General features: G+C 71.7%; 14 protein-coding genes. 9 read left to right on the forward strand and 5 right to left on the reverse strand.

The annotated features are described in order from the left end of the window. The first annotated feature begins 128 nt into the window (after positions 1-128). Positions 129-560, forward strand: a complete 432-nt coding sequence (locus BMW99_RS11480) for a hypothetical protein (protein ID WP_141726164.1) — start codon at positions 129-131, stop codon at positions 558-560. On the opposite strand, the gene BMW99_RS11485 is transcribed toward BMW99_RS11480, so the two are convergent. Next, a complete protein-coding gene (locus BMW99_RS11485) occupies positions 526-1,155 on the reverse strand; it encodes a GNAT family N-acetyltransferase (RefSeq protein WP_245791371.1) in 630 nt (209 codons plus the stop codon). The genes BMW99_RS11480 and BMW99_RS11485 overlap by 35 nt on opposite strands. Before the next feature lie 204 nt (positions 1,156-1,359). Here BMW99_RS11485 and BMW99_RS11490 point away from each other — a divergent pair, with 204 nt between their 5' ends. Further along, complete coding sequence (locus BMW99_RS11490; protein WP_075016735.1) at positions 1,360-3,027, forward strand: FG-GAP repeat domain-containing protein; 1,668 nt, start codon at positions 1,360-1,362, stop codon at positions 3,025-3,027. Positions 3,028-3,162: 135 nt separating this feature from the next. Here BMW99_RS11490 and BMW99_RS11495 read toward each other — a convergent pair whose 3' ends face one another. After that, positions 3,163-3,762, reverse strand: coding sequence for a TetR/AcrR family transcriptional regulator (locus tag BMW99_RS11495; RefSeq protein ID WP_107451578.1), 600 nt, complete (start codon positions 3,760-3,762; stop codon positions 3,163-3,165). A 97-nt stretch (positions 3,763-3,859) separates the two neighbouring features. Here BMW99_RS11495 and BMW99_RS11500 point away from each other — a divergent pair, with 97 nt between their 5' ends. After that, the gene (locus BMW99_RS11500) at positions 3,860-5,026 is read left to right on the forward strand and encodes an epoxide hydrolase family protein (RefSeq protein ID WP_069463895.1); all 1,167 of its coding nucleotides are present in this window, start codon (positions 3,860-3,862) and stop codon (positions 5,024-5,026) included. 98 nt (positions 5,027-5,124) lie between these two features. Here BMW99_RS11500 and adh read toward each other — a convergent pair whose 3' ends face one another. The 3 genes from adh to BMW99_RS11515 form a co-directional block, all read right to left on the reverse strand. Beyond that, a complete protein-coding gene (gene adh / locus BMW99_RS11505; RefSeq protein ID WP_069463894.1) occupies positions 5,125-6,642 on the reverse strand; it encodes an aldehyde dehydrogenase in 1,518 nt (505 codons plus the stop codon). Positions 6,643-6,818: 176 nt separating this feature from the next. Beyond that, positions 6,819-8,069 carry a helix-turn-helix domain-containing protein gene (locus tag BMW99_RS11510; RefSeq protein ID WP_245791372.1) on the reverse strand — a complete coding sequence of 417 codons (1,251 nt, stop codon included), beginning with the start codon at positions 8,067-8,069 and terminating at the stop codon, positions 6,819-6,821. A 285-nt stretch (positions 8,070-8,354) separates the two neighbouring features. Beyond that, complete coding sequence (locus tag BMW99_RS11515) at positions 8,355-9,509, reverse strand: ROK family transcriptional regulator (RefSeq protein WP_069463893.1); 1,155 nt, start codon at positions 9,507-9,509, stop codon at positions 8,355-8,357. Between the two features lie 401 nt (positions 9,510-9,910). Between BMW99_RS11515 and BMW99_RS11520 the strand changes: the two genes are divergently transcribed. The 6 genes from BMW99_RS11520 (at position 9,911) to BMW99_RS11545 (ending at position 19,061) form a co-directional block, all read left to right on the forward strand. After that, entirely contained in the window at positions 9,911-12,043 is a 2,133-nt protein-coding gene (locus BMW99_RS11520; RefSeq protein ID WP_079138462.1) for a fibronectin type III domain-containing protein, read from the forward strand. Between the two features lie 92 nt (positions 12,044-12,135). Next, positions 12,136-13,152, forward strand: coding sequence for a carbohydrate ABC transporter permease (locus tag BMW99_RS11525; protein WP_069463891.1), 1,017 nt, complete (start codon positions 12,136-12,138; stop codon positions 13,150-13,152). 11 nt (positions 13,153-13,163) lie between these two features. After that, positions 13,164-14,111 carry a carbohydrate ABC transporter permease gene (locus BMW99_RS11530; RefSeq protein ID WP_075016736.1) on the forward strand — a complete coding sequence of 316 codons (948 nt, stop codon included), beginning with the start codon at positions 13,164-13,166 and terminating at the stop codon, positions 14,109-14,111. A 79-nt stretch (positions 14,112-14,190) separates the two neighbouring features. Continuing rightward, positions 14,191-16,695: a glycosyl hydrolase family 95 catalytic domain-containing protein gene (locus BMW99_RS11535; protein WP_075016737.1), complete on the forward strand. Its 2,505-nt coding sequence runs from the start codon at positions 14,191-14,193 to the stop codon at positions 16,693-16,695. Next, positions 16,689-17,669, forward strand: a complete 981-nt coding sequence (locus BMW99_RS11540) for an acetylxylan esterase (protein WP_075016738.1) — start codon at positions 16,689-16,691, stop codon at positions 17,667-17,669. Before BMW99_RS11535 ends, BMW99_RS11540 begins: the two co-directional genes overlap by 7 nt. 45 nt (positions 17,670-17,714) lie before the next feature. After that, entirely contained in the window at positions 17,715-19,061 is a 1,347-nt protein-coding gene (locus BMW99_RS11545) for an ABC transporter substrate-binding protein (RefSeq protein ID WP_069463224.1), read from the forward strand. The last annotated feature ends 7 nt before the right edge of the window (positions 19,062-19,068 follow it).

Below are 19,068 nucleotides of genomic sequence, written 5' to 3' on the forward strand. Positions count from 1 at the left end.
GCCTGGGCCTCGGCCTCGGCTGAAGGGCGCCTGGCCTGACGTCCGGTCAGGGCCGGCGCCCTTTCCGCCATCGGGTGACCCTGCACCCGTGGTCGCGGGGCAGCCGCAAAGGCGAAAGGGTGGTGACGGTGAGCAGGATCAGCGAACTCTGGCGCGAGTACCTGGCGCCCGGGTGGGACGGGATGTATCGCGCCGACGGGTCGGCTCGCCAGGCGGAGGTGGACGGCGACGACCTGTCGTGGTTCGAACTCGGCCCGTCCTTCGACGTCGACGCCCTGCTGGAGGAGGACCCGGAAAACCTCAACGATGTCGGCCCCGATCCGCGGACCGTCGTCGAACTTCCGGACGGGTCGGGTTACGTCTGCGGCGGCGAGAGCAGCATGGGGGGAGACGGGTTCTTCGCCCGCCTCGACCCCGAACAGAACGTGGTCTGGCTGGTGTTCCTCAGCAATTCGAACCCGTTCGTGCGAGTGGCGGTCGAGGGCTCGATGGTCACCTTCGTCAACAACCGCGACCGTTCCCTGGTCATCGACCTGAACGACCCGGACTTCGCCCTTTGACCTGCGGACCGCTGCCGGGGATCCGGGCGGGCCCGAGCGGCGTGGGCGTGGGGCGCCACTCGCGGCGGAGGAGGCCGAAGACCCAGGAGTCGGAGACGTCGCCGTTGACGACGCAGTCCTCGCGGAGGGTGCCTTCGAGGGCGAAGCCGAGCTTCTCCAGGACCCGGGCGGACGCCGCGTTGCGAGTGTCCGTCTCGGCTTGGACGCGGTTCAGGTCCAGGGTGTCGAACGCCCATCGCAGGACGGCATGCGCGGTCTCCGTGGCGTAGCCGTGGCCCCACGCGGCGGCGTCGAAGACGTAGCCCAGGGACGCGCTGCGGAAGTCGGGGTTCCAGCCGGTCAGGCCGCACCAGCCGATGAACGCGCCGTCGGAGGCTCGGTCGACGGCCAGCCGTGCTCCCGTGCCTTCCTTCTCGATGGTCCGGCAGGCCGCGACGAAGCGCTGGGCGCGCGCGGGTTCGGTCCATGGCGGGGAGTCCCAGTAGCGCAGCACGTGGGCGCTGCTGTGCAGCGCGTACAGGGGCGCCGCGTCGGCGCCGGTGAAGGGCCGCAGTCGCAGGCGGGCGGTGTGCAGTGCGGGGGTGGGCAAGGTCATGCGGGGCATCCTGGCGCGTCCGGCTCGCCGCCCGCCATCCGTTTGTCCGGACGGTCGGGGGCGCGCACGTCCCCGCCGGCACCCGACGCGCCCCAGGGCGTACATCCGCTGCCCGTCCTCGCGGACGAGCCCCTGCCTCGAAGTGCGCGGCACGCCGGGTCCTATGATGCACGGATCCACACGCATCCCTGGGGGGGGGGACCCATGACTGCCCGACGTACCTTGCGCCTGTTCAGAACAGCCGTCGCCACCGCCCTGACAGCCGGGTCCGTGCTCGGCAGCGTGGCTGTGTCACCGGTGTCCGCGGCCGCGCCCGCCGCCACCACCACGACGGCCGCCAAGGCACCGAACGACTTCGACGGGGACGGCCGGAGTGACCTCGTCGGCCTCGACTCCTTCGACCGGCTTGCGGTGCTGTGGCGCACCGACGCGGAGACCACGATCGGCGGCGGCGACGCTCAGGTGCGGGGCATGCCGGTCAACTACCAGAAGATCGCGGCGCCGGGCGATCTCGACGGTGACGGCCTGCCCGACGTGCTGGCGGTGCGGCCGTCCGGCCAGCTGCGGATCTTCTCCAGCCGCCTGCACGAGACGACCGACGGCGGCCCGGGCTCGACCGGCCCGAAGTCGCCCACCGTCATCGGAAGCGGCTGGCAGGCCTACAGCATGCTGCTCACCCCCGGCGACCTGAACGCCGACGGCCGCCCGGACCTGCTGGCCCGCGGCTACGACGGCAGCCTGTGGTTCTACGCCGGCACCGGCAGCGCCACCGCACCGTTCAGGGCCCGGGCGAAGGTCGGCACCGGCTGGAACATGTACGACCAGACGCTCGGCGCCGGTGACTTCGACGGCAACGGGTACGGCGACGTCATCGCCCGCGACCTCCAGGGCCGGCTGTGGCTCTACCCGGGCGTCGGCGGCGGCAAGCTCGGCGCCCGCCGCCAGATCGGCACCGGCTGGCAGGCCTACAACCAGCTCATCGGCGACGTCGACTGGAACGGCGACGGCCACCTCGACCTGCTCGCCCGGGCGCTCGACGGCACGCTGTACCTCTACGCCGGCGACGGCCACGGCGCCTACAAGGCCCGCACGACGGCGGGTATGCGGGAGAAGACGGACGCCTTCGCCGACCAGGGAGGCATCTACTCCTGGGGGAAGAACAACCTCGTCGGCCACCTGACCGACGGCCATTTCGCCTGGTACTACGCGAACAACGACGGCCCCGTCACCAGGTACGGCGCCGACCCGTGGAACCACGACACGGAACTGGAGGGCGCCAAGCGGGTCACCAACCCCGCGTCGCTCTCCGACAACGGTCAGCTCGGATACCTCTACGACGACGGCTACGGCAACCTCATCCCCCCCTCCGGGAACGGCGTGACCGGTGCCCGCTCGTACTCCCTCTTCCTTGCCCCCGGCGACCTGACCGGCGACGGCACCACGGACCTGGTCGTGCGGACCACCTCGGGCGGCCTGTACGTGCTTCCCGGCAACGGCGGCGACGACGAGAGGTTCGGCGCCAAGCGCTACGTCGGAGCCGGCTGGAACATCTACAACCGGATCGTCGGAGCCGGCGACTTCACCGGCGACGGCCGCACCGACATCGCGGCCACCACACCCGGCGGAGCGCTGTACATCTACCCCGGTCGCGGGGACGGGACGTTCGCCGCGCGCCACTACGTCGGCAGCGGCTGGCAGGGATACAGCAAGCTCGCGGCACCCGGCGACCTCACCGGAGACGGCAAGGCCGACCTGGCGGGCGTGGACTCGGCCGGCCGGCTGTGGCTCTACCCCGGCAACGGGGCATCCGCCTTCGGCGCGCGCAAGGAGATCGGCACGGCGGGATGGAACGGATTCAGCGAACTCAGCTGAGACGGGTCCCCGGGTGCTGTGGGGTCGGGAAGGGACGACCCGCCGTGCCCCCACCACCCGCCCTGCTTGGACGCCTGACGTCGAGGGCCGAGGACCGGCCGTGGGCGCGGCCCTGACCTGCTACAAGAAGGTCGGTCAGGGCTGGTCGTCCACGAGGGTGACTGCGCGCGTTTCGGGAACGCCCAGCATCAGCAGGGTCGTGATCGTCGCTGCGCGGGCGCCGAGGGTCCCGTTCTGCTGGTCGTCGTCCGCGAGGGCGAACACGACGCCGTAGGCGACCTGGCTCAGAGTGCCCGCCGGCAGGTGCTGTGCGAACACGTCGCCGTCCTGGCCCCGTTCCACGAGGTCGGCGAGGAGCTCGTCGACCGGCCCGAGCAGGCCGTGGATCGCCTCGCCGTACTCGCCGCGGCGCAGCGCCAACAGCACGCGGTACCGGTGCGTGACCGGCCAGACGCGGGCGATGAACTCGACCCACGCCGCGTCCGCCGCCGCGCCGGAGGCGTTGATGTCGGTGAGCACGGCGGTCATCTCGGCGACGGCCCGTTCCGTGAGGGTCCGGACGAGGTCGAGGCGCGAGGGGAAATGGCCGTAGACCGTGCGACGGACGACGCCGGCAGCGGAGGCGATGTCGCCCATTCCGGCGTCGGGGTTCTCTCCCAGCACATCGAGGGCGACGTCGAGGATGCGATCGCGTGTCTCGTTCATCGAGCGCGCGCGGGAGGACTCAGTGGGCACGCGACCATTGTTGCACAGTGGTGTGCAGCGAAGTACGCTGCACACTAGTGTGCAGTGGAGAGCTGCGCTGTGCTTCGAATCCCAGGAGGAGAAGGCAATGACCGCACCGCCGCCGCCGCCGACCTCGACCCTCGTCCGCCCGTTCACCGTCTCGATCTCGGATGCGGAGATCGACGACCTGAAGCAGCGACTGGCCAGAACCCGATGGCCGGATCCGGAGACGGTGGGCGACTGGTCGCAAGGGGTTCGCCTGCAGAACGCCAGGTCTCTGGTCGACTACTGGGAGCGCGGCTACGACTGGCGGCGCCTGGAGTCCGAGCTCAATCGCTTCCCCCAGTTCCTGACCGAGATCGACGGGCTGGATATCCACTTCGTCCACGTCAGGTCCAAGAACCCCCGCGCGATGCCGCTGATCCTCACGCACGGATGGCCGGGGTCAATCGTCGAGTTCCTGAAGCTGATCGGCCCGCTGACCGATCCGGTCCCGTTCGGAGGAGACGCCGCCGATTCCTTCGACGTGGTGGTGCCGTCGCTCCCCGGGTTCGGCTTCTCCCAGAAGCCCACGGAGACCGGGTGGACCGTGTCGCGCATCGCAAGCGCGTGGGCGGAACTGATGAGGCGTCTCGGCTACACGAGATGGGCCGCGCAAGGCGGTGACTGGGGTGCCGTCGTCACCACCGCCCTCGGGGCCATGCAACCTGAGGGGCTTCTCGGAATTCATCTGAACACCCAGTTCGCCTTTCCCGCACAGATACCCGACGCCCTTTCGCCCGAACAGCGCCATGCCGTGGAGACTCTCGCCGTCTACACCGGCGATCTCGGTGGGTCCAACCACCTTCAGGGCACGAAGCCGGAGACCGTCGGATTCGCCCTGGCGGACTCTCCCGCCGGTCAGGCGGCCTGGATCTACGAGAAGTTCCAGTCCAAGACCGACAACCGCGGGCTCGCCGAGGACGCCCTCAGCAGGGACGACATGCTCGACGCGATATCCCTCTACTGGTTCACCAACAGCGCGGCGTCGTCCGCCCGCATCTATTGGGAGAACAGATCGGGCACTTTCGCCGGCCCGAAGCTCACACTTCCGGTCGCGGTGACCGTCTTCCCGAAGGACATCCCACGCCTGCCGCGAAGCTGGATCGAAGACACCTACAGCAATCTCATCCACTACGGCGAGGCCGCCAAGGGCGGCCACTTCGCAGCCCTGGAACAGCCCGAGATCCTGGTCAGCGAAATCCGCACCGGCCTGCGCAGCCTCCGCTCCTGACGCCACGGTGTGAGCTCGGAAGCACCTGCGTATCACTGGGGCTTCACAGCGGCGCCCGACCTGGCACGAGGTCAGGTCGGGCGCCGCTTGGACGTGTTCTAGAAGAAGCCGAGCTTCTTCGGGGAGTACGAGACGAGCAAGTTCTTGGTCTGCTGGTAGTGCTCCAGCATCATCTTGTGGTTCTCGCGGCCGATGCCGGAGCTCTTGTAGCCGCCGAACGCCGCGTGGGCGGGGTAGGCGTGGTAGCAGTTCGTCCACACGCGGCCGGCCTTGATCTCGCGGCCCATGCGGTACGCGGTGCCGCCGTCTCGGGTCCAGACGCCGGCGCCCAGGCCGTACAGCGTGTCGTTGGCGAGCTTGAGCGCCTCGTCGACCGAGTCGTAGGTGGTGACCGAGACGACCGGGCCGAAGATCTCCTCCTGGAAGATCCGCATGTCGTTGGTGCCGCGGAAGATGGTCGGCTCGATGTAGTAGCCGTCCTCCAGGCCCTCCACGGTGCGGGTGCCACCGCCGGTGAGGACCTCGGCGCCCTCCTGCTTGCCGATGTCGATGTACGACAGGATCTTCTCGTACTGGTCGTTGCTGGCCTGCGCGCCGAGCATCGTCGCCGGGTCCAGAGGGTTCCCGCCGGTGATGGCCCGGGTGCGTGCGACGCAGCGCTCCATGAACGCGTCGTAGATGCCGGAGTGGATCAGGGCGCGCGACGGGCAGGTGCAGACCTCGCCCTGGTTGAGGGCGAACATCACGAAGCCCTCGACCGCCTTGTCCAGGAAGTCGTCGTCGGCGGCCATCACGTCGGGCAGGAAGATGTTGGGGCTCTTGCCGCCCAGTTCCAGCGTCACCGGGATGATGTTCTGGCTGGCGTACTGCATGATCAGCCGGCCGGTGGTGGTCTCGCCGGTGAACGCCACCTTGGCCACCCGCGAACTGGACGCCAGCGGCTTGCCGGCCTCGACGCCGAAGCCGTTGACGACGTTCACCACGCCTGGCGGGAGCAGGTCCGCGATCAGCTCCATCACCATCAGGATGCTCGCCGGGGTCTGCTCGGCGGGCTTGATGACCACGCAGTTGCCCGCCGCCAGCGCGGGCGCCAGCTTCCAGGTCGCCATCAGGATCGGGAAGTTCCAGGGGATGATCTGGCCGACCACGCCCAGCGGTTCGTGGAAGTGGTACGCCACCGTGTCCGAGTCGATCTCCGCGATGCTGCCCTCCTGGGCCCGGATCGCGCCGGCGAAGTACCGGAAGTGGTCGACGGCCAGGGGCAGGTCGGCGGCCAGCGTCTCGCGGACCGGCTTGCCGTTCTCCCAGGTCTCGGCGACTGCGAGCTTCTCGAGGTTCTCCTCGATGCGGTCGGCGATGCGGTTGAGGACCAGCGCGCGCTCGGTGGGGGAGGTGCGGCCCCAGGCGCCGGCCGCGGCGTGCGCGGCGTCCAGCGCCCGCTCGATGTCCGGCGCGGTCGACCGGGCGACCTCGCAGAACGTCCGGCCGGTCACCGGCGAGGGGTTCTCGAAGTACTGTCCCTCGGCGGGCGGGACCCAGTCACCGCCGATGAAGTTGTCGTAGCGGGCGGAGTAGCTGACGATGCTGCCTTCGGTGCCTGGCTGCGCGTAGACCATGGCGGGCGCTCCTGGGAAACGCGGGAACGAGCGGGACGCCGCTCACTGTGGTCGGCCGAGGTTGGTGAAAGGTTGGCGCCGCCGGCGGTCAGGCACAGGCGCGCTCGCCGCCGGCCCCCGGGTCGCACGTCCGCCGGCACCCGGCCCGCCCGTCCGCCGGCACGCGGCCCGCCCTCTCACATGCGCAGCGCGGCGCCCAGCCGGCTCGCGGCGATGCCGCGGCGCGCGTCCCGCGGGCCCATCAGCCGCAGCGCGTGCTCGTGCACCGCGGTGTCGTACGGGGCCAACTCGCCGTACCGCAGCGCGTGTTCGGGTGCGGTCGCGGCCAGGACCGCCTCCCGGACCACCACCTCCAGATGGGACCGCCAGGCGGCCACGCCCGGCGCCTCCGACGTCGGCAGCAGGGGACCCCGGTACTCCGCGAGGGCGGTCGCGATGTCCCCGCGATCCAGGGCCCGCAGGACGCGGACCGCGTCGCACTCCACGGGAGCGGTGAGCGCGTAGCGGCGGGTGGCGACCGCGCCGTCCAGCGCCCGGCGCAGGTGCGACATCTCCGCCTTGAACGTGGACGCCGAGACCGGGCGGTCGCCGTACAGCAGGTCCCGCAGCCGCTCCGGCGTGTGGCCGCCGGGTTCGAGCGCCAGCAGCGTGAGGATCTCGAGCTGGCGCGGCGGGAGGTGCAGGGCGACGCCGCCGCGCGTGACCCGGGAGGGTCCGAGGCAGTGGAGCGCGAGTGCCTCCGGCGGTGCGGCGGGCGGGTGTTCGGGCGTCGCGTCGCGCAGGCCGGCCTCGATCGCCGAGGTCAGGCCCCGCACGGTGGGCAGGGCCAGCGGGTGCGAGCGGTCCCAGGTGGTGGACAGGTCCAGGACGCCGAGCACCCGGCCGTCCGGGGCGTGGATCGGCGCGCAGTAGCAGACCCAGCCGTGCAGGGCCGCGACCAGGTGTTCGGCGGAGAACACGGTGCTGGGGCGGCCGGTGCGCAGGGCCAGCGACAGCGCGTTGGTGCCCATCGCACCCTCGTCCCAGCGGCCGCCCGGCGCGAAGTTCACGCGCTCGGCGCGGCGCCGCATCACCCGGCCCCCGCAGGTCCACAGGATCGTGCCGGTCTCGTCGGTCACCGCGGCGACGAACCCGGCGTCCTCGGCGATGCCGCCTATCTCCTCGGCGAGTTCGGTCACCGGGCCGCGCAGCGGCGATCCGGCCCATCGTGCGCTCGCGGCGCCGGGCGGGGCGCACTGCACCTGAGGGTCCACCGTGGCCAGGGACCGTGCCCACGAGTCGCTGACCTCGGTACGGACCGCGGGGCCGCGGGTGCCGGGCCCGGCGCCGCGCCGCCCTGCCGCGAGCAGTTGGGGCACCCGGCGTGCCCACTCGTCCTCCAGCACGGTCCTGCGCTGCCTGAGCGCACCCTTCTCCGCCATCGTCATCCCGACTTCATCGTCGTTCGACGCACTTCTCGTGCGACTGCCGCGTGTCCGTACGACGTCCCATTGAAGGCGGAACGCGGCGCAACGTCGAGACCTCCGGCGCGCCCGGCCCGCGCGGGCCGGCGGTTCGCCACCGCCCCGCGGGGGTCGCCCGGTCGGTCCCGGACCACCGGCCGGTGGTGGGTTGCTCGCGTGTGCCCTCCGGGCGGCTGACCTTCGGCCGTACACGGCGAGCCCGGGAGCGGGGACTCCGGCCCGCGCTGGGCGCACCCAGCGGAGTGGGGGCTACCTCGCGGGAGCGAAGAGGCGCTGGGCGGCTACGGCGGCACCGCCGCGGGCCCACTCCTCGAAGGGGAGCGGCCGCACCACGATGTCGCAGTCCGCGGCCGCGCCGAACGCCTGCGCGGCGAACGTCTGGCGGATCTGGTCGGCGAACAGGTCGTAGGAGGCGACGCCCTCGCCGGAGATGATGATCCGCTGGGGTCCGATCAGGTTCGCCACGGACGCCAGGGCCAGCCCGAGCGCGTGGCCGGCCCGGGAGAAGACCGCGCGGACCGCGGTGTGGCCGGCGTGCGCGAGCCGCACCGCGTCGTCGATCGTCAGCGTCGGGTCGCCGGTCGCCTGCCGGGCCTGCTCGGTGATGGCGTGGGTCGAGGCGACCGCCTCCACGCAGCCGGTGTTGCCGCAGGTGCACACCCGGTCGCTGCCTCCCACCGGCAGGTGCCCGACCTCGCCGGACACGCCGTGCGCGCCGGACACCACCCGGCCGCCGATGGACAGCCCCGCGCCTATGCCCGCGCCCACGGTGACCAGGGCGAACGACGACAGACCGGCGCCGGCGCCGAACCACTGCTCGGCGACGGCGAGCGCACGCACGTCGTTCTCGATCACCGTCGGCGTGCCGGTCGCGGCCTGGACGAGCTGGGCCAGGGGGACGCGCCGCCAGTTGAGGAACGGGGTGTACTGCACGGTCCCCGTCTGCCCGTCGACGTCGCCGGAGATGGTCACCCCGATGCTGTGCACCGGGCCGTGCGCGGTGGTGCCCGCCTCCGCGCACAACTCGGCGACCAGCCGGGCGATGGCGTGCACGACGGTGCCGACGTCCCGGGTGCGCAGGTCGGCCCTGCGGGTGGCGAGCGGCTGCGCGGTCAGGTCGCCGAGAAAGCCGATCAGCTCGTCGCCGGTGACCTTGACACCCGCGAAGCAGGCCCGTTCCGCGCGTACCGCAACCAGCGTGGCCGGCCGCCCGTTGGCGCGCTCGCCCTCCAGGCGGCCCAGTTCGGTGATCCAGCCGTCGGCCAGCAGGGGAGTGGCCACCTTGGTGACGGCGCCGGCCGAGAGGCCGGTGCGCCGGCCGACCTCGGCGCGGGTCAGCGGACCCTGGGCGAGCAGGGTCTGGAAGACCAGTGCGGCGGCGGGGGGCTGGTCGGCGAGCGTCATGCCGGAACCCTACATTTCCACGAGAAAGTAAGGAAGGCGTGCAGGCCACGTCGACGTACGGGAGGATCCCATGTATCTGTCCTGATTCGTCGGGATTGCCGCGCGATCCTTCGTCAAGCGCCGGTCAGACATCGGATTTTTCCCGCTGACTATGTTGACGGTGGAAGGAAACCCTGGCTACATTCGCCGCACTCCGCGTCGGGTGGAAGGGATGGTTCCCCCGCCGGGAGCGCGGCCGGATCCTCCCGCCGGCCGCGCTGAACCGCCCTCGGTGGTGCTCCGGGACGACCGCCACCGAGGGAACCCTCTTCATTCCTCAGGTGGCTGACCGCGCGCGGTTCCGTGCGCCCGGGTCCGGACGGACCGGGGCGCGCTGCCGCGCGCCGAGACGGAGAACACCCATGCCTCGTCCAGCACGACCCGCAGGATCCGTACGACGCAGAACCCTGCTGCCCGGCGGCCGTGGCGCCCGCGCGGTGCCGGTCCTGGCCGTCACCGCGGTCGCGGCGGCCCTGGCCGTGCCCGCGGCGGCGTCCGCGGCCCCGGCCCCGGCGTCCAAGGCCTCAGCCGCCCCGGCCGCGTCGGCCCCGGCCGCCTCCGCGGCCGACCAGCTCGCCGCCAAGCCGTACATGGGCTGGAGCAGCTGGAGCCTGGAGTCCACCAACTTCCCCGGCTACGGCGGCGAGAACTGGCTCACCGAGGACCATGTGCTGCAGCAGGCCGGCATCGTGGCCTCGAAGCTGAAGTCCCACGGCTACGAGTACGTGAACGTGGACGCCGGCTGGAACGTCGACAACGGCCACAACGTGTCCGACGCGTACGCCCGGCCGACCGCGGACCTGAAGAAGTTCCCGCACGGCATGAAGTACCTGGGCGACCAACTCCACGCCAAGGGGCTGAAGTTCGGCGTCTACCTGGCCGTCGGGCTCTACCAGGACTACTACAACGACGGGAACACGCCGATCTACGGCGCCCCGGGGTGCACCACCAAGGACATCGTCTACCCCGACCTGCGCAAGACCAGCGGCTGGGACAACGTGTCCTACCAGCTGAACTTCGGCAGCCCCTGCACGGTCAAGTACATCCAGTCCGAGGCCGACGAACTCGCCTCCTGGGGTGTGGACTTCCTCAAGATCGACGGTGTCGGCCCCGGCTCCAGCCAGGGTGACGCGGCGCACGACAACACCGACGACATCAAGGCGTGGCACACCGCGCTGCAGAACACCGGCCGCCCGATCCAGTTCGTGCTGTCGTGGTCGCTCAGCCACAAGAAGGCCGACGTGTGGAAGGCCAACTCCAACGGCTGGCGCGTCGACACGGACGTCGAGTGCTACTGCAACACGCTCGCGACGTGGAACAACTCCGTCAAGCAGCGCTGGAACGACGTCGTGCAGTGGATCGACGACGCCGGACCCGGCCACTGGAACAACCTCGACTCGCTCGACGTCGGCGTCGGCGCGATGGACGGGCTCACGGACGCCGAACGGCAGAGCTACGCCACCCTGTGGGCGATCGAGTCCGCGCCGCTGTACGCCGGTGACGACCTGACCAAGCTCGACCCGTACGGCCTGTCGCTGATCACCAACGACGAGGTCATCGGCGTCGACCAGGCCGGCAACCCGGCGCGTCCGGTCAGCCAGGCCAGTGACCAGCAGGTCTGGTACGCCCGCAACGCCGACGGCAGCTACACCGTCGCGCTGTTCAACCTCGGCGCCGGCTACAGCGACGTCACCGCGGACTTCTCCGACCTGGGCATCACCGGCAAGGCGTCGGTGCGCGACCTGTGGCACCGCAAGAACCTCGGTTCGGTGAGCGGCAGTTTCGGCGCCAGCCTGCCGCCGCACGGTTCGGAGCTGCTGCGGATCACGCCAGACAAGGCCGCCACGCCCGGCGTCCCGCTGAACGTGCACGCCACCGCGGACACCGCGGGCAGCGTCTCGCTGTCCTGGCTGCCGGTGAACTCCGGTACCACGACCACCGGTTACGACGTCTACGCCAACGGGACCAAGGTCGCCGCCACCACCGGCGGCTCGGTCACCGTGGGCGGGCTCTCCGCAGGCACCGGCTACTCCTTCACCGTCGTCGCGCACGACGCCAGGGGACGCGCCTCCGCGCCGAGCAAGGCCGTCCCGGTCACCACGCCGGTGGCCGGCGGGCCGGTCTCCTACGAGGCCGAGGCCCCGGGCAACACGCTGACCGGCAGCGCGAGCGTCAACGACTGCTCGGCCTGCTCCGGCGGCAAGAAGGTCGGCAACCTCGGCGGCAGCGCCGGGGTGACCGTCAACGGCGTCAACGCGCCGAAGGACGGCACCTACCTGATGAAGCTGGACTACGTGGACGGCTCCTCCGGCCGCACCGTGGTCGTCACCGTCAACGGCCGGACGATCCAGGTGCCGCTGCCCGGCAGCAACGACAACGACTGGGGCACGCCGCAGTCGCTGATCGTGCCGGTGCCCCTCAAGGCCGGAGCCAACAGCGTGGCCTTCGGCAACCCGTCCGACTACGTGTCCGACATCGACCGCATCACGGTCTGACCCCGCGAGCCGGGCCGCCCCCAGCGGCCCGGCACGCCCCGGGGCCCGCGCACGCCAGGATCCCGGACCGCCTCAACGCCAAGGAGAGTGCCGTGGTGGTCACCTCGCAGGACAACCACACGACGGCGGTGACACCGCCGTCCGGCGCCGTGGCCGCCACGGCCGCCCCTTCCCGCCGCACCACCGGCAGCCGCCGGTCCCGCTTCGCCCAGCGCACCGCGCCCACCCGGTCGCGGGCCGCACGCCGCATGGACCTGCCGTTCGCCCTGCTGCTGATCCTGCCCGCGGTCGCCGGGTTCGCGATCTTCTACGCGTACCCCACCTTCCGCGGCGTGTACCTGAGCTTCACCGACTTCCACGTGCTCACGCCGCCCACCTGGACCGGCCTGGCGAACTTCCGCGAACTCGTCCACGACGGCGTCTTCTGGCACTCGCTGGGCGTGACCGCCTACTTCGTGGTGCTGTCCGTCGTGTTCGGGACGCTGATCTCGCTCGTCACCGCGGTGGTCCTGCACCGCGTGACACGCTCCACCACGCTGCGCGGCGTGATCCTGCTGCCGTTCCTGATCTCCAACGTGATCGCCGCCCTGGTCTGGCAGTGGATGCTCGACCCCGAACTCGGCATCGTCGACATCGCGTTGAAGCACCTGACCGGCCACTCGATCATGTTCCTCGGCAGCGGCGGATGGGCCATCCCCTCGCTCGCCGCGATCAGCGTGTGGAAGTGGATGGGCTATTACGCCCTGCTGATCTTCGCCGGCCTGCAGACCATCCCGCCCACCATCTACGAGGCGGGCCGCGTCGACGGCGCCAGCGAGGTGCAGATGTTCCGCCGCCTGACGGTGCCGCTGCTGCGGCCGATCCTGGCGATGGTCGTGGTGCTGACGGTCATCAACGCCTTCCAGGTCTTCGACATCGTCGCCGTCACCACCGAGGGCGGACCGGCCAACGCCTCGAACGTGCTGCAGGAGTACATCTACCGCAAGGCGTTCCGGCAGTTCGACTTCGGCTACGCGGCCACCATGTCGCTGGCCCTCTTCGCCCTCCTCGTCGCGGTCACCTTCACCCAGCTCCGGCTGTCCCGCGCCAACGAATCCGACCTGAGCTGAAGGAGGCCCCCGTGGCTGTCACCCTCGCACCCGGCACCGCCGCCGCCCCGGGCCGCCCCCGCCCCGTCACACGCCGCGGCCCGCGGCGCGCGACCCCCGGCCGCATCGTCGCCTGGACGTACCTGGGCATCGTCGTCCTCGTCACGCTCTTCCCGTTCTACTGGATCCTGCGCACAGCGCTGTCCAACAACTACAAGCTGGCCACGCACCCGTCCTCGCCGCTGCCCGTGGGCTTCACCTGGGGCGCCTTCGAGCGGGCCCTCGGCATCGCGTCCACCGCGCAGGCCCAGGCGCAGGGCGGCTCCGGCGCCTCCCTGGACATCCCGCTGTACCTGCGCAACTCGCTGATCTACGCGTCGGTGCAGACCGTGCTCATCGTGCTGTTCTCGGCCGCGGCCGCCTACGCGTTCTCCCGGCTGCACTGGCGCGGCCGCAACCTCGTGTTCGGCGTGCTCATCAGCGCCCTGATGGTGCCAGGCGTCTTCACGCTGCTGCCGAACTTCGTCTTCGTCAAGGACGTGGGCCTGAACAACACCTTCGCCGGACTGATCCTGCCCGGCGGGCTGTTCCAGGCGTTCACCCTGTTCTTCCTGCGGCAGTTCATGCTCGGGCTCAGCAACGAGATCGAGGAGGCCGCGATCATCGACGGGGCCGGGCCGCTGCGGATCTTCCTGCGCGTCGTCCTGCCGATGTCGTCCGCGCCGATCGCCACCGTCTCGCTGCTGATGTTCGTCAACGCCTGGAACGACTACATGTGGCCGCTGCTGGTCACCAACTCCCCGGCCACCGAGCCGCTGACGCTCGCCCTCGGCGTCTTCAAGCAGTCCTCGCCGCAGGCCGCGCCCGACTGGGCCGGGCTGATGGCCGCCGCCCTCATCGCGGCCCTGCCGATGCTGCTGCTGTTCATCGCCTTCGGCAGGCGCATCGTGAACTCCATCGGCTTCTCCGGCATCAAGTAGCCGGATCCGCTCCCCGACCCGCCCACGGCAGTGCGCTCGGCCGCGGGCCGGCCGCCCCTCGAACGACGGGAACGCCTCCGTGCACACCACCCCCGACACCGCCGACGACCTGCTGCTGTCGTGGCCCGCACCGGCCGCCGCCTGGCACGAGGCCGCCCCCGTCGGCAACGGCCGCCTCGGCGCCATGGTCTTCGGCGGCACCCACCGCAGCCGCGTCCAGATCAACGACTCGACCGTCTGGTCCGGGACCCCCGGCGGCCCCGCCGCCGCCCTGGCCGCCGTCACGGCCGGCGGCGCGGGCCCCGAGCGGCTCGCCGAGGTGCGGGCGGCGCTGCGGGCCGGCGACCGCCGCACGGCCGAGGCGCTGCTCATGACGTTCGAGGGGCCCTACAGCCAGGAGTACCTGCCCTACGCCGACCTGTGGCTGACCCTGGCGGGCGGCGAGCGCGCGGTCCACCGCGGGCGGACGCTCAACCTGGACGACGGTGTCGCCGCGGACTCCCTGGACCTCGGCGGCATCGCCGTGCACCGCAGGACCTGGGCCGACGCGGTCTCCGGCACCCTGTGCACCGAACTCACCGCCGCCGGCGGCCCCGTGGACCTCGGCCTGGAGCTGACCAGCCCGCTGCGGGAGGTGCACCGCGGCGCCGACCCGCACGGCATCACCCTCGGAGTGGAGATCCCGGTGGACGGCGCCCCGGCCCACGAACCCTCCGTCGCCGAACCGCTGCGCTACGCCGGCGGGCCGGTCGGTGGCTACGACCCGTTCGGCGCCCTCGCCGTCCGCGTGGCCACCGACGGCGAGGTCACCGTCGCCGCCCAGGACGGCAGCCTGCGGATCACCGGCGCGACCCGCCTGCTGGTGACCGTCGCCTCCTCCACCAGCGCCCACGCGCACTGGAGCGGCCTCCCCGGTCCGGACAGCCGCGCCGCCCACCTCCAGGCCGCGGCGGACACCGCCGGCGCCGCCGCCGCGCTCGGAGCCCGCCACCTGCTGGACCAGCACCGGTCGGACCTGCGGGCGCTGCTGGGCGGCACCGCCCTGCGCGTCGGCCCGCGCCGGGCCGGCACGTACGACGTGGCCGCCGACATCCTCAGCGGGCGCGACGAACTGCTCACCGCCACCGTGCTGTTCCAGTTCGGCCGCTACCTGCTCGCCGCCGCGTCCCGCCCGCGCACCGGACCGCCCGCCAACCTCCAGGGCATCTGGAACGCCGACCTGCGGCCCGCCTGGTCCTCCAACTACACCGTCAACATCAACACGCAGATGAACTACTGGGGTGCCGAGGCCGCCGGCCTCCCCGCCTGCCACGAGCCGCTGTTCGACCTGCTGGACCGGGTGGCCGCCCAAGGCACGGGCGTGGCGGGCCAGTTGTACGGCGCCCGCGGCTGGGTCGCCCACCACAACACCGACATGTGGGGCTGGGCGCTGCCGGTCGGCATGGGACACGGCAACCCGTCGTGGGCGATCTGGATGATGGGCGGCGCATGGCTGTCCCAGCACCTGTGGGACCACTACGACTTCACCCGCGACACCGCGTTCCTGCGTGACCGCGCCTGGCCGCTGCTCCACGGCTGCGCGGCCTTCCTCCTCGACTGGCTCACCGACGACGCGGCAGCCGCGGGCGACGGTGCGGACCGTGCGGCCGGGGGCGACGGCGCTCCGGCCGGAGGGTGGCTGGGAACGCTCCCGTCGACCTCGCCGGAGAACCTGTTCCTGTCCGAGCAGGGCACCCCCGAGTCGCTGACCCACTCCTCCGCCATGGACATCGCGCTGATCCGCGCGGTCTTCGAGCGCACCCTGCGCGCGGCCGGACTCCTCGGCGTCCAGGACCCGTTGTGCGACGAGATCCGGGCCGCGCTGCCCAGGCTGCCGCCCCCGCCGGTCTCCCCGGCGGGACTCCTCCAGGAGTGGGCCGAGGACCTGCCGGAACAGGACCCGGCGCACCGCCACCTGTCCCCGCTGATCGCCCTCCACCCGCTCGGCCAGATCGACCCGGACACCACGCCCGCGACCGCGCTCGCCGCCCGCCGGCTGCTCGACCGCCGGGGGCCGGGCGCCATGGGCTGGTCCTGGGCCTGGAAGATCGCGATGCGCGCCTGGCTGCGGGACGCCGCCTCCGCCCGCGGCCTGCTGCTGGAGGCCGCCCGCCCGCTGGAGGGCGACGCCGGCGCCGACGCCCCGGTCGACGGCTCGCAGTGGGGCGGGCTGCTGCCCAACCTGTTCTCCACCCACCCGCCGTTCCAGATCGACGGCACCTACGGGTTCATGGCCGCGATCACCGAGATGGTCCTGCAGAGCCACGCCGGCGCCGTCCACCTGCTGCCGGCGCTGCCCGCCGAATGGGCCGAGGGCGCCGCGACCGGGCTGCGCTGCCGCGGCGGCCTCGCGGCCGACCTCACCTGGCGGGGCGGGGCGCTCACCGCGGTGACGCTGCGCCGGATCGCCGGCGACCCCGCCGAGCCCGTGCGCGTGCGCCACGGCGACCGGGTCACCGAGGTCACCGTCGTGCCCGGGGCGCCGCTGACCCTCGACGGGCGGCTGCGGTCCGCCGCCGACCGGACGGAGGCCGCCGCGTGCTGACCGAGCAGGACGTCCCCGACCTGTGGGCCTACCGCAGCGCGTACCGCGAGCCCGCCGGCTTCGACGCCTTCTGGAAGGCGACCCTGGAGGAGGCCCGTACCCACACCGCCCGCCTGCGCCTCGACCCCGTCGAGACCGGCCTGGAGACCGTCGAGGTCCACGACGCCGAGTTCCCCGGCTTCGGCGGTCACCCCGTCCGCGCCTGGCTGCGGCTGCCCCGGGAACGCAGCGGACCGCTCCCCGCGGTCGTGCAGTTCCACGGCTACGGCAGCGGGCGCGGCGCGCCCCTGGACGACCTGCTGTGGGCGTCGGCCGGATACCTGCACCTGCTGGTGGACACCCGCGGCCAGGGCGGCGCGTGGGCCGGCGGCGGCGCCACCCCCGACCCCGTCGGCAGCGGGCCCTCCCACCCGGGCTTCCTCACCCGCGGCATCGAGGACCCGCACACCTACGTCTACCGGCGGGTGTTCACCGACGCGGTCCGCGCCGTCGACGCCGTCCGGAACTGCCCGCTCGCCGACCCGGACCGTGTCGCCGTCGCCGGTGCCAGCCAGGGCGGCGGCATCGCGCTCGCCGTGGCCGGGCTCGTCCCCGACGTGCGGGCGCTGCACGTCCAGTCGCCGTTCCTGTGCGACATCCGGCACGCCACCCGGCTCACCGGCGAACCGCCGTACGCCGAGCTGATCGGCTACCTCGCGGCCCGCCGCGACCTGGTGGAGCAGACCTTCGCGACCCTCGGCCATTTCGACGGACTCGCGTTCGCCCGGCGCGCCACCGCGCCCGCCTGGTTCTCCGCCGGGCTCCGCGACGAGGTCTGCCCCCCGTCCACCGCGCTCGCGGCCTACCACGCCTACGCCGGGCCCCGGCACATGCGGCTGTGGGAGTTCAACGGCCACGACGCGGGCGGCCCGGAGGACCTCGCGATCGCCCTGAGCGCCTTCGGCGCCCTCCTCAAGACGTCGTCCCACGCATGACCGACGCATGACCCACGCATCAGGCGCAACCCGAAAGAAGGAATCATGAGAGTTCGCAAGGTCGTCGCGCTGGGCGCCACCCTTACCCTGGCCGCGGTGGTCTCCGCCTGCTCATCCGGCTCCGGCGGCGGCTCCGGCTCCAAGACCCTCAACTGGTGGACCTGGGACGACAAGCAGGCCGCCGCGTACCAGGTGTGCGCAACGGACTTCGAGAAGGCCAACCCCGGCGTGACCGTGAAGATCTCGCAGTACAACGTGACCGACTACTTCACCAAGCTGACGGCGGGCTTCGTCGGGGGCAACGCTCCCGACGCGTTCCAGAACAGCGTCCAGTTCTTCCAGGCGTACGCCTCCCAGCACCAGCTGATGCCGCTCGACAGCTACATCAGCAAGGACGCGTTCGACCTGTCCCGCTTCTCGGTGGGCGTCGACGCCTGGAAGTTCACCGACAGCAAGCAGTACGCGCTGCCCCTGGACTGGGCCGCCACCGGCATCTACTACAACGCCGACATGCTCACCAAGGCCGGCTACAGCGCGGACGACGTCGACAACCTGACGTGGAACCCCGACGACGGCGGCACGTTCGGGAAGGTCGTCGCCCACCTGACCCTGGACGACAAGGGGCGTCGCGGCGACCAGCCGGGCTTCGACAAGGGCCACGTCAAGACCTACGGGCTCGGCGAGATGGCGGCGAAGGACTTCATCGGGCAGACCACCTGGAGCTCGTTCGTCTCCACCACCGGGTGGCGGCTCGGCGACAAGCCCAACTGGCCCACGGTCTTCAACTACGCCGACCCGCGGTTCGTGAAGACCATGGACTGGGTGAAGTCGCTGGAGGACAAGGGCTACGCCCCGAAGATCGGGCAGTTCACCAGCAGCGTGAGCGATGTGGACCTGCTCTCCTCGGGCAAGGTCGCGCTGGAGACCGGCGGCTCCTGGGAGGCGTCGACGTTCGCCAAGATCCCGAACCTCAAGGTGGGCATCGCCCCGACCGTCAAGGGCCCGAACGGCACCCGCTCGGTGCTGAGCAACTCCAACGGCAACAACATCTGGGCCGGCACCAAGAACCCGGACCTCGCCTGGAAGTGGGTCTCCTACATGGGCTCCGAGGCGTGCCAGTCCAAGGCGTCCACCACCGGCACCTTCTTCCCGTCCATACCCGCCTCCATGGACGCGTCCGCGCAGGCGCTCAAGGCGCAGGGCGTCGACCTGTCGGTCTTCACCGACATGCTGAAGGACAAGGTCCTCTACCCGTCTCCGGTGTACGGCAACGGCGCCGCCATCCAGGACGCCATCGAGCCCCAGTTCGAGGCGTACTTCGCCGGACAGAAGAATGACAGTGTCTTCACCGGCATGCAGAGCACGACGAAGTCTCTGCTCGCGAAGAACTGAACCCACG

Source organism: Actinacidiphila rubida, from assembly GCF_900110255.1.
Lineage (GTDB): Bacteria > Actinomycetota > Actinomycetes > Streptomycetales > Streptomycetaceae > Actinacidiphila > Actinacidiphila rubida.